Genomic DNA, 11,966 nt, shown 5'->3' with positions numbered 1-11,966 from the left:
TATTCGTTATTCATTTTTCATCAGTTATCCTCCCATCAACTGCAACGTCTGCGGAGGCAGGGCATCCCACAACTGCTCACGGATGCTTTTCACTTCCATGAGTGCTTTGCGACCAGCGGCAGTCACCGTGAAAAACCGCTTCCGACGACCACCGCGCTCGGCCGTGGCTCCGCTCATTTTCGACGACAGGTATCCTTTTTCTTCCAGCCGTTGCAGCGTCGTATGAACCGTGCTGAAGCCCACCGCCCGCCCGGTTTTTTGTTCGATTTCCTGCGTAACGGTCACGCCGTACGCGCTTTCGTCCAGCACGGCCACCGTCAACAAAACCACCTCTTCAAATTCTCCTAAAAAAGCCCTTTTCATGGCGCAGTGATATGATACGATAATGCCGATCAAATGCAATGCCAATTGATAGAAAACCGCTTTAACAGCCGTTAAACGCGGATTTTAGATAAGCCGGATGGGAAACGTGTCCGGTTTTGGACATTGTGACGTACCAAAACGGACAAGCCGGATGACGAGCAGGCGCCGGTGGCGTGATGAAGGCCGAAGCCCTGTACATCGGCGGACAAACGATTGTACGATTTCGGACAAAGAAAGAAGAAATCATTTTGTAAAATACTGTTAGTCAGTGATATAATAGGCTCGGCATGGAAGTTGAGCGACCCAAGGCAACCGAACCGCTTTTCTAACTGGACCTATGCTGAAAAACTACCTGACCATCGCCTGGCGGAATATACTGAAGGACAAATTCTACAGCCTGATCAATATTCTGGGCCTGACCATCGGGGTCACCTGCGGCCTGTTGCTGTTGCTCTACGTTACCGATGAGTTGAGTTTCGACCGGTACCACAAAAAAGCCGACCAGATTTACCGCATCGTCTCGTACATCACCGAACCCGACAAAATCAACAAGTGGCAGAGCACGCAGCCGCCCCTGGTGACCTCACTGAAACGGGACTATCCCTTCGTGGAAAACTACGTGCGGTTTTTTCCCAACGGCCGGGTGGCCTTCCGGCAGGGTGAGAAGCGGTTTTACGAAGAAGAGGTCTACGCGGCTGACTCCACGGTATTCGACGTCTTTACCCACAAATTTATCGAGGGCGACCCCAAAACCGCTTTGGCCCGGCCCGGCAGCGTGGTGCTGACCGAGAAAACCGCCCGGAAATTCTTTGGTGAAGGTACTGCCCTGGGGCAGACGCTGCGTACCAACGACACGACTTCGTATCAGGTCACGGGCGTCATTGAAGACGTGCCCCGAAACTCGCATTTTACGTTCAACGCGCTGCTGTCGCTGAGCCCGAACGAGCGGAAGGCCGACGGCTGGGGCGGTTTTTACATCGTCAGCTACCTGGTTTTGCCGAAAAACTTCGACACCAGCATATTGGAAAGCAAGTTTCCGCAACTGTACGACAAAAACATGGCGTCGATCTTCAAGCGGATGGGCATCAAGATTACGTACCAGTTGCAGCCGCTGACGAGCATTCACCTGTACTCCAAACTCGACGGCGAAGCCAACGGCGATATCAGTTACGTCTACATTTTCAGCGCCGTCGCCTTTTTCATGTTGCTCTTGGCCAGCATCAATTACATGAACCTGGCAACGGCCCGCTCGGCCAAACGCTCGAAGGAAGTGGGGCTGCGGAAAGTGATGGGCTCGCTCCGGAGTGCCCTGATGGCCCAGTTCCTGACCGAGTCGGTGCTGATGACGGTTTTGTCGCTCCTGCTGAGTCTGCTGTTTGTGGCGTTGCTGCTCCCGTTTTTCAATTCGGTTTCGGGAAAAGAGATTCAGTTTCGGGAATTGATTCAGCCGCAGTTCATGCTGATTGCCCTTTCCATTGTCGTTTTTACCGGTTTTATCAGCGGCAGTTACCCGGCTTTTTATCTGTCGTCCTTCGAACCGGCCACGGTGCTGAAAGGCTCGTTCAATGCCAAAGGTGGCAGTTTTTTCCGGAAAACGCTGGTGGTGGTTCAGTTCGCCATTTCGCTGATCATGCTGATTTGTACCTGGATTGTGTACGATCAATTGAACTACATGCGGGACAAGGATCTGGGGTACAACCGCGAGCAGGTGTTGACCATCGATTACCAGGACCGCCAGCCCCGCGACCGCTACAACCGGCTGCGCAGCGACCTGTTGGCCAATCCGAACGTCCGCAGCGTGGCCACGGCTTCGTCGCCCACCAGCAACATTGGCGGGCGGGTTATTTTCGGCATTGAATCCAACGCCGGACTGAAAGAAATGGGCTTCAAACCGATGGGTATCGACCACGATTACCTGCAAACGATGGGGATGAAAGTGGTTGCCGGCCGGGCTTTTTCGGATAAAATTCCGGCGGATACGTCCAATGGTGTGCTGGTGAACCAGGCCGCCGTCAAACGCATGGGCTGGAAAGAACCGCTGGGCAAAAAAGTGTTGCTGGGCGGGTTGCCGCAGGCCGGTCAGTCGGCTCCGCCGGAGGCTAAGGTCGTGGGCGTGGTGAAGGATTTTCACCAGCAGTCGCTCTACATGCCCATCGAACCGATGATTATGCTGTATCGGCCGAACAATGGGGTGATTCACATTAAAATCGATGCCAAAAATGCCGATCAAACCGTTGAATTCATTGGCCGGAAATGGCGCGAAACTTACCCGGATCGCCTGTTTGAATACCGGTTTCTGGACCAGGATTTCGAGTCGGCCTACAAAGCCGACGAACTGCGGGGCCGGATTTTTACGGCGTTCTCCGGTCTGACGATTCTGATTGCCTGCCTCGGTTTATTTGGCTTGGCGACATTCACGACCGAACAGCGGGTGAAGGAAATCGGCGTTCGGAAAGTGATGGGCGCGTCGGTTTCGAGCGTAGTGCTGCTGCTTTCCAAAGATTTTACGAAGCTGGTCCTGTTCTCATTCCCGATTGCCATTCCGGTCGCCTGGTATTCGATGGACCGCTGGCTACAGCATTTTCCGTACAAAACCGACATCGGCATATGGGTGTTTGTGGTCGCGTGTGTGCTGACGCTACTGATCTGCTGGATAACAGTGGTGTATCAATCCGTCAAAGCCGCCATTGCCAACCCGGTGAAGTCACTTCGTTCGGAATAGAGTTATGCTAAAAAACTACTTCAAAGTGGCCTTCCGCACCTTGTTGCGGCACCGGACCTACAGTCTGCTCAATGTAATTGGGCTGGCGGTCGGGCTGGCGTGCGGTATTCTGATTTTTCTGGTCGTCGGGTTTCAGCTTGGATTCGATGCCTACCACCAAAAGGCCGACCGGATCTACCGCGTGGTGACGGAGCTGACCTACGAAACGACTACCTATTCGCGGGGAACGCCGAAGGCACTGGCCGGGGTGTTGCGTCGTGATTATCCCTTCATCGAAACGGTCGCCCGGATCAAACGGCTGCGGGGAACTTTGCTGAGCATACCCCGGGCCGATGGCGGTTTTCTCCGGAAGTTTCAGGAAGAGCGCACGGTCGCGTTTGCCGATCCTGATCTGTTCGAGGCATTTGATTTTCAGTGGAAAACCGGTACGCCGAAAACCGCCCTGACTGCGCCGAATTCCGTGGTGCTGACGGAAAAATACGTCCACAAATACTTCGGAGACGCCAACCCGATTGGCCGGACCCTGCGACTGGACAACAACCTGAATCTGACGGTGACCGGCGTTCTGAAAGATCATCCGGTGGCAACCAATCTGAGCGATGAGGTGTATATCTCTTACAGTACGGTGTTGGGTTTGGAAGCCCGGTCGTTGCAGAACTGGGATGACCTCAATAGCGAAGAAATGACCTACGTTACGCTGCCGGAAAATACGCCGGTCGGCCAGTTGGAAGCGGTTTTTCCGGGCATTATCCAAACATATTACACCCCTGAAAATGCCCGATTCTATCATTTTCACGCCCAACCTCTGCATGACATTCACTTCAATACGACCTACGGCGGTCGGATGCAGCTAAAACTGCTGTATGCGATGGCGATTGTTGGGGTATTTCTGGTGCTGGCAGCCTGCATCAATTTCGTCAATCTGGCCACGGCTCAGGCACTCCGGCGTTCAAAAGAGGTGGGCGTTCGGAAGGCACTGGGCAGCACCCGGGGGCAGTTGTTCCGGCAATTTATGACCGAAACCGCCCTGATTACGCTGGCGGCTGTGGCGCTGGCCCTGGCCCTGGCGCAGGCCGGGCTGCCGTTGGTTAACCAGACGATGGCGATTTTCAACGCCGATTTTTCGCTGACAGACCTGCTGCAGCCAAAGTCGTTGCTGCTTTTCCTGCTGCTGATTGGGTGTGTGATCGGGCTGGCCGGTTTTTATCCGTCGCTCATTGTGTCGGGGTTTAATCCAATAGCGGCTTTGCGCCGGAAAATGACAACCGAGCAGGTGGGCGGCATTTCGGTACGTCGCGGGCTGGTCGTGGTACAATTTTTCATTACGCAACTCTTCGTCATCAGTGTGCTTGTGATGATGGCGCAGTTGCGGTATGTTCGCAATGTCGATTTGGGTTTTACGAAAGAAACCGTTCTGACCATTCCGGTTCCGACGCCTGATCCGCTCAGGCAGGAAACGCTGCGGAGTCGGTTGCGGCAAATCGGGGCGATTCAGGACGTAGCCTTCGGCAACGCTCCGCCCGCGTCTTCCATCATCAACAAGAGCCCGTTTACGTTTGACAACCGGGCCGAGCCGGAAAAATTCGAAACCCAGACTAAAATTGGGGACGGAAACTATGTGCCCCTGTTTGGCCTGAAACTACGGGCCGGTCGTAATTTTCTATCCGGCGATACCGTCGCCAGGGAAATCATTGTCAATGAGATGCTGGTGAAGCGGCTGGGCTTGCCCTCGCCCGATGCCATTCTGGGGAAACACCTCAACGTGCTGGGCATCGACCGGACGGTGGTGGGTGTGGTGAACGATTTCCAAGTCAACTCGCTGCGGATGGCGGTGGCACCGACGGTTATTTTTAAAGCGTTTAGCGAAAACCGCATGGCCGCCCTGAAAGTCAGTCCGGCTCACCTCGCCGAAACGCTGAAGCAGGTCGAAAAAACCTGGAACGGTTTATTTCCCGAACTGGTCTTTCATTACCAGTTCATGGACGAAATCATGGATCGCTTCTACACCGCCGAAACCATCATGCTGGGTTTTGCGCAGGTGTTTTCCCTGATTGCCATCCTGATCGGTTGCCTGGGTTTATACGGTCTGGTGTCGTTTATGGCTGAATCAAAAACGAAAGAAATTGGCGTGCGGAAAGTGTTGGGGGCGAGTGTCGGGCAGATTCTCTGGCTGTTTGGCCGGGAATTTGGTCGGCTGGTGCTGTTGGGGTTTGCGGTAGCCGCGCCGTTGGGGTGGTGGCTGATGAGCACCTGGCTGCAGGACTACACCTACCGAATCGAGATTGGATGGTGGGTGTTTGGCGCAACCGGTTTGCTGGCCAGCCTCATTACGTTGGCAACGGTTTCGGTTCAGTCCGCAAAAGCCGCATTAATGAATCCTGTTACTTCACTTCGTTCGGAATAGAGTGAAGAATTAAGAGTGATGAGTTAAAAATGCAGTCGCCAACTGCTCAAGCCGTTTTAATTCTTAACTCTTCACTCATAACTAAAAAGTTATGCTCAGAAACTACCTCAAAATCGCCATCCGAAACCTCCGCAAACAGCGGGGCTTTACGTTCATCAATATCTTTGGTCTGGCTACGGGCCTGGCCTGCTGTCTGCTGATTACGCTTTATGTCGTGGATGAACTGAGCTTCGACCGGTTTCACGAAAAAGCCGACCGGATCTACCGGATCAATACCGATATCAAATTTGGCGGCAACGACATGCACATGGCCGTTTCGCCCGATCCGATGGGGCCAACCTTGCTAAAAGATTATCCGCAGGTCGAAAACTTTGTGCGGATACACGGGCGCGGTACGTTTCTCGTCAAGCAGACGGGGCAGACGAATAGCCTGCGGGAAAACGACATCATGTATGCGGATTCGACCCTGTTCGATGTGTTTACGCTGCCGCTGGTGGTCGGCAACGCGAAACGGGCGCTGGTGGAACCCAATACGGTGGTGATTAGTGAATCGGCGGCCAAACGGCATTTTGGCAACCAGAATCCGATCGGGAAAACGCTGCTGTTTGACAATGCGTTTACCTATCGGGTAACGGCTGTCATGCGCGACATGCCGACCAACTCCCATTTCCATACCGATTTTTTTGTCTGCATGCGAAGTGACAATTATGAGTGGGGAAGATGGCTCAGCAATAACCACCAAACCTATATTCTCCTGAAAGAAGGCGTTGACCCCCAACGGTTTAGTCAGAATTTTGAAACCATCATTCAGAAATATGTGGGGCCACAGGCTCAGGAGTTTGTCGGTACGACGATCGACCAGTTGCGTAAATCCGGAAACCGGATCGACTACTCACTCATTCCGATGCCCGACATTCACCTGCGCTCCAAACAGAACATTGAACTGGCCCCCAACAGTGACATTCAGTACGTATATACGTTCTCGGCGGTGGCGATTTTTATTTTGCTGATTGCCTGCATCAATTTCATGAACCTCTCGACGGCCCGTTCGGCCAACCGGGCCAAGGAAGTTGGGGTTCGGAAAGTGCTGGGATCGGTGCAACGGCAATTGATCGGGCAGTTTATGACCGAATCCGTGCTGATGGCCATTCTGGCGATGGGGCTGGCGCTGGTGATCGTCGCGCTGACATTACCCTTTTTCAATGACATTTCAAGCAAACAACTGACCATCGATCACCTGTTTATGCCGCAATTTCTGCCGGTTTTGCTCGCGTTGCCGCTGGGCGTCGGCTTGCTGGCGGGGAGTTATCCGGCTTTTTTCCTGTCGTCGTTCCGGCCCATCAGCGTCTTGAAAGGCAAGATCAATCTGGGGCTGAAAAGTGCGGGTTTGCGGAGCGGGCTGGTGGTTTTTCAGTTCATGATGTCGGTGATTCTGATTGTGGGAACGATGGTGGTTTATCGCCAGATCAATTTCATTCAGACGACCAAAGTGGGGTTCAACCGCAATCAGGTGCTGACCATCAACGAAGCCTATGCGCTGGGAAAGCAGACGCAGGCCTTTAAAGACGAGGTGCGAAAACTGCCCGGTGTGACGAACGGTTCGGTGTCCGGCTATTTGCCCGTGCCTTCGAACCGGAGCGACAGTCCGCTGTTTCCGGAGGGACAGCGGGAGCAAAGCAAAGCGGTTTCGACGCAGCAGTGGGGTGTCGATTATGAGTACATCCCGACCCTGGGCATGGAACTGAAAGAAGGCCGGAATTTCTCGCGGGAGTTTGGGGCCGATTCAACCGGAATCATTTTGAATGAAACCGCCGTCAAGGTTTTCGGTTTTAAAGATCCCATCGGAAAACGGGTGTGGCGGATGCTGGACGATGAGGGTAAAGTTTTCAAAACGTACACGGTGATTGGCGTCGTGAAAAACTTCCATTTTGAGTCTCTGCGGCAGAATATTGGTTCGGTGGCGTTGATGATGGACCCCAATCAAGGTGCCGTATCGTTCCGGCTCAGTAGTCAGGATATCCCCGCGCTGGTGAAGCAGATCGAAGCCAAATGGAAGCAAATGGCCCCGGGAATGCCGTTTAGTTATTCTTTTCTGGACGATAGTTTCGATGCCATGTACCGCGCCGAACAGCGCGTCGGGCAAATCGTGCTGACGTTCTCGGTACTGGCCATTCTGGTTGCGTGCCTGGGGCTGTTCGGGCTGGCGGCTTTCATGGCCGAGCAGCGGACGAAGGAAATTGGCGTTCGGAAAGTGCTGGGGGCCACCACCGCCAGCATTGTGGGTTTGCTGTCGAAAGATTTTCTCCGGCTGGTGCTCATTGCCATTCTGATTGCGTCGCCCATTGCCTGGTATGGCATGAACGCGTGGCTGAAAGACTTTGCCTACAAGATCGACGTGCCGTGGTGGGTGTTCGTACTGGCCGGCACCGTTGCGGTTTTCATCGCGTTTGTCACGGTGAGCTTCCAGTCCATCAAAGCCGCATTGATGAATCCGGTGAAGAGCCTGCGGAGCGAATAGCCCGGCTAGGAACCGGTTTGCCAACTGAGTGTAACTGTAGTGCCTTTGCCCAACTGGCTATCGATGCTGAGCCAACCGCCGTTGCGGATCATCAGGTCTTTCGATATCCGCAAACCCAGGCCGGTGCCCCGTTCTTCCGTAGCGGCCTGGGTAACGCGGTTCCTGTCCATGCCAATGCCGGTATCGGTGACGATCAAGTGGATCTGGGTAGGTTCCTGCCGGATGCTGACCCGGATGGCACCGCCCTCCGGCGTAAACTTCAACGCATTGTGCAGAATGTTCCGGAACACCAGCAACGTCAGGTTTTCGTCCATGCGGACCATGAAGTCTTCGAGGTCGGCGGTAACAATGAGTTTTTTGAGCCGGATCATTCCCTCGAAAGATTCCAAAACGTCGTAGGCAATATCCGACAGGTTAACAGACCGGGACACGACCCGGATTCCCTCCCGCTGGTTGAGCGACCAGTACAGCAAATTGTCCAGCGTGTTGTATAAGCCGTTGACCTGGTATTCCATCTCGTCCAGTTCCTCAACGGGCTGGTTCTTCAACCGGATCAGCATCAGCGAACTTTTCATACTCGCGACGGGGCTGCGGAGGTCATGACCGATGATGGCAAAGAGCTGATCTTTCAGGGCGTTGGTTTCTCCAAGTTGTTGCGCCTGAATTTCAATTTTCCGTTTTTGCCGGGTTCGCTGTCTCAGAAAGAAGACGATAACCCCCAGAATGAATGCCAGGGCTCCCATACCCAGTAACAAAGCAAACCGTTGCTGGTTGGCGATAACCAGCTCTTTCTGTTGCTGCTGGGCGTTCAGTTTCTGAAGCTGGGCATTCTTGTTAAGCAGCAGGATGGTAGCTTCCTTTTTCTCCAGGTCATACTGAGATTGGATCCGGGCAATCTGCTTCGCACGTTCAACGCTGTTGGTGCTGTCTTTCGCAGCGTGGTATTTTTTATAGGTAGCCAGTGCCTGGCGGTATTGGCCGGTCGCTTCCTGCACCGTGGTCAGGGTGGCATACGCCATCGATAAATCATAGGCATTGTCGAATTTCATAGCGATAGCCAACGCCTGGTTGGCGGCCCGCAGTGCCTGCTGAGGTTGGTTGAGCCGGGCCAGATTTTTCGCCATTTCCTGTCCGACATAACACTGCCAGTACGTTACCTGCATCTGATTGGCCAGTGAAAGGGCTTCTTTCAGGTAAGGAAGAGCCTCCGACGACCGGTTTTCGTTGCGAAGTGCGGCTGCGGTCCAATACAGCGCATCGAGGGTATACACCGGAACCTGGGTTTTTCGCATGAGCTTCAATCCCTGAATTCGATAGGGCAGGGCTTTGCCATACTGTTTCTGGTCTTCAAAAATCTCGGCTTTCAGTTTATACGCATTCGCGTTCAAAATAGCATCGTCTGTCGTTTTAACCAGTTGCATGTATTTTTCTGTATACAAAGCACGCATGCGCTCGTTCAGGCCCCGGTAATTGGCCACCAGCATCAGGTAGACATTCAGCGTATTGGCGGTATGACGGGTTTCCAGGTAGGTTAAGCTCGTTAACAAGTGAGAGATAGAGCGTTGTTTGTCCCCATTGTAGCCATAGGTTGTTCCCAGCGCCATGTGGTGGTAGGCAATCTCACCGGCATTTTTTTCCTGCTGATGCAGCCGCAACGCCTGCTTGTGGTGTTCAATCGCTTGGCTGAAAACGCCTTTTGCCAAATAGTAAAAACCCAGATTAAGGTGAGCAAAACCGAGGTCGTACACCGAATGAAGCCGGGTGGCTAAACGAAGGTACTTCTGCGCCGTACTATACAGTGAATCATTTTGATCCAGTGTGTAGTAGATGGACGTCATTTCTTTGTACATTTTCAAAACCGACCGGGGGTCGTTCTGACGTTCAAGGGTGGCCACACTGGAATGCGCCAGAGCCAGTGACTTTTTGAACTCCTTGTCGCTCGAATACATCCGAACCAGGGCAAGGTGTGCGTAGGGCGTCCGTCCGGTTTTGCCACCCTTTTCCAGCAGCGCAACCGCCTTTCGCAGAGCCTCCTTCCCTTGAACCAGATCCTTCTTTTCCTTGTAAGAAACACTCAGGTAATAGTTGGCTAGGCCGGTATAGTCGGAATGCGGACGTTTCGAGGCCAGAGCGAGCAACTGCTGCGCCGAAAAGAACAACGAATCATACTGGTAATTCTTCCGATAGGCCTCACTCAGTTCTGTATATAGCCGCAGGCGGGTTGTATCCTGTTGTGCGGTTTTTAATTGAGTCAACAGTTGTTGGCTGGTCTGGCAATGGGCGGACAAACCCATCACCATGAATAACCCGGGAAAAAGAACGGTTTTCATTACTCCTGTTTACTAACGAATGGATTGGGTATTTGTGCAACGGGTTGGCAATCAATTGTGTACACTGTTTTGGACAAACCGTTAACTAAAGGTAACTGAATTAGTGATAACGTGCTGATGTATACGTCAACCCGGTAAGGGGCCGGGCCGGGTTAGTGTATCGGCGTTGATGGGGTAAAAAGTTCGGTTGGACCCCTGAAACCATCGGTTCATTTAATTTTTCTAAAAAATACGCCTGCGGACTTATTTCTCCGAATGATTTTTCCGATTGGCCCGAGCGGGAACGAATTGGATCGTTTCTTGGGTAACGACCGCGATCTACGGCTGGTTTGTCCTAAACAACCGTCCGTTCCCGGACAGTTTTGAAATTGAACGGTTTGGTAAGTCGTTGATAGATAGAAACTTGCTGGTTGTGGTATATTCTTTGATCGTCTTTCATCAGAAACGATGCAACTCCGTTCGTGCATTCTGCATCTTTTACCCAACTCTCCAACAATCTCAAACACAAATACCATGAAACGTTCATCTTTCCTCTTCACTGCTGCGTGTGCCATCGCCTTCTCCTTTCATTCTTTTGCCCAGGACAACGATGAAACCCCCTACGAGACCAAGAATTTCTCCGGTAGCCTGAACACCGTTCGGGTGGAAACCTCCGGCGGCAGCATCTCGGTAGAAGGCAATCAATCAAGTGGCGTCAAAGTTGAAATGTACGTACGGGGCAACAACTGGCCGAGCAACAAACTCTCCAAAGACGAAATCGAAGAACGGCTGAAAGAATACGACATCAAACTGGGCGTTGAAGGAAATACCGTCATTGCAACGGCCAAACGGAAAAACCGGGACAACTGGGACTGGAAACGGTCGATCAGCATTTCGTTTAAAGTATACACGCCCAAAACCTTCGCAACCGACCTGCACACCAGTGGGGGCAGCATCCGGCTGAGCAACCTGGTGGGGAGTCAGAACTTTGCCACCAGTGGTGGAAGCCTGCACCTGACCGGTGTCGAAGGGCTGATCAAAGGCCGGACGTCGGGTGGGAGCATTCACCTGGATCGCTGCCGGAAAGACATCGACCTGTCGACCAGTGGCGGGTCCATCCACGCCGAAGATTCTGACGGCAACCTGGATCTGCGGACCTCGGGTGGCAGTGTCCATCTGGCCAACCTGAGCGGCCGGGTCAATGCGCGCACCAGTGGCGGCAGTGTGAAAGGCGAGGGCATCAAGGGCGAACTCGTGGCCGGTACGTCTGGCGGTTCGGTTCGGCTGTCGGGTATTTCGGGCAGCGTTGAAGCCAGCACCAGCGGGGGCGGAATGGACGTTGAAATTACCAAACTGGGCGAATACGTCCGGCTGTCGGGTGGGCCGGGCAGCGTGAAAGTCCGGATGCCGCTGGATCAGGGTATCGACCTTGATTTGTCCGGAAACCGGGTCGATATTCCGCTGAGTAAATTCGACGGAACGGTGGAGAAAGACCGCGTCCGGGGCCGTCTGAACGGAGGTGGTGTTCCCGTCCGCATCTCCGCCGGGAGCGGGAGTGTGTATGTGAACAGGTAAAAGTTAAGAGTTGTGAGTGAAGAGTTGGCTGACGCATATAACTCTTCACTCATAACTCTTAATTCTTCACTCCCC

At 53.2% G+C, this 11,966-nt stretch carries 6 protein-coding genes; 4 read left to right on the top strand and 2 right to left on the bottom strand.

Going from position 1 to position 11,966, the window contains the following annotated elements; all coding sequences use genetic code 11:
* Positions 1-24: 24 nt before the first annotated feature.
* Entirely contained in the window at positions 25-363 is a 339-nt protein-coding gene (locus F0P93_RS21150; RefSeq protein WP_114409941.1) for a PadR family transcriptional regulator, read from the bottom strand.
* Positions 364-700: 337 nt separating this feature from the next.
* Between F0P93_RS21150 and F0P93_RS21145 the strand changes: the two genes are divergently transcribed.
* The 3 genes from F0P93_RS21145 to F0P93_RS21135 all read left to right on the top strand — a co-directional run bounded on the left by F0P93_RS21145 (position 701) and on the right by F0P93_RS21135 (position 8,007).
* On the top strand, positions 701-3,085 hold the full coding sequence (locus tag F0P93_RS21145; RefSeq protein ID WP_150879635.1) for an ABC transporter permease: 2,385 nt from the start codon (positions 701-703) through the stop codon (positions 3,083-3,085).
* Between the two features lie 4 nt (positions 3,086-3,089).
* A complete protein-coding gene (locus F0P93_RS21140; RefSeq protein WP_150879633.1) occupies positions 3,090-5,489 on the top strand; it encodes an ABC transporter permease in 2,400 nt (799 codons plus the stop codon).
* 91 nt (positions 5,490-5,580) lie between these two features.
* A complete protein-coding gene (locus F0P93_RS21135; protein WP_150879631.1) occupies positions 5,581-8,007 on the top strand; it encodes an ABC transporter permease in 2,427 nt (808 codons plus the stop codon).
* A gap of 5 nt (positions 8,008-8,012) precedes the next feature.
* Here the strand turns inward: F0P93_RS21135 and F0P93_RS21130 are convergent, their stop codons facing one another.
* On the bottom strand, positions 8,013-10,337 hold the full coding sequence (locus tag F0P93_RS21130; protein WP_150879629.1) for a tetratricopeptide repeat-containing sensor histidine kinase: 2,325 nt from the start codon (positions 10,335-10,337) through the stop codon (positions 8,013-8,015).
* Between the two features lie 513 nt (positions 10,338-10,850).
* Between F0P93_RS21130 and F0P93_RS21125 the strand changes: the two genes are divergently transcribed.
* Positions 10,851-11,891 (top strand): DUF4097 family beta strand repeat-containing protein, encoded by a 1,041-nt coding sequence (locus tag F0P93_RS21125; protein WP_150879627.1) that lies wholly within the window; start codon positions 10,851-10,853, stop codon positions 11,889-11,891.
* The last annotated feature ends 75 nt before the right edge of the window (positions 11,892-11,966 follow it).

The organism is Larkinella humicola, from assembly GCF_008727875.1.
Classification (GTDB): Bacteria; Bacteroidota; Bacteroidia; order Cytophagales; family Spirosomataceae; genus Larkinella; species Larkinella humicola.
This window is presented reverse-complemented; position numbering and strand designations above follow the sequence as displayed.

Bases quoted from the DNA above. Each gene is read 5' to 3' on its own strand.
- F0P93_RS21150 (WP_114409941.1), bottom strand. From the start codon at position 363: ATGAAAAGGGCTTTTTTAGGAGAATTTGAAGAGGTGGTTTTGTTGACG.
- F0P93_RS21145 (WP_150879635.1), top strand. From the start codon at position 701: ATGCTGAAAAACTACCTGACCATCGCCTGGCGGAATATACTGAAGGAC.
- F0P93_RS21140 (WP_150879633.1), top strand. From the start codon at position 3,090: ATGCTAAAAAACTACTTCAAAGTGGCCTTCCGCACCTTGTTGCGGCAC.
- F0P93_RS21135 (WP_150879631.1), top strand. From the start codon at position 5,581: ATGCTCAGAAACTACCTCAAAATCGCCATCCGAAACCTCCGCAAACAG.
- F0P93_RS21130 (WP_150879629.1), bottom strand. From the start codon at position 10,337: ATGAAAACCGTTCTTTTTCCCGGGTTATTCATGGTGATGGGTTTGTCC.
- F0P93_RS21125 (WP_150879627.1), top strand. From the start codon at position 10,851: ATGAAACGTTCATCTTTCCTCTTCACTGCTGCGTGTGCCATCGCCTTC.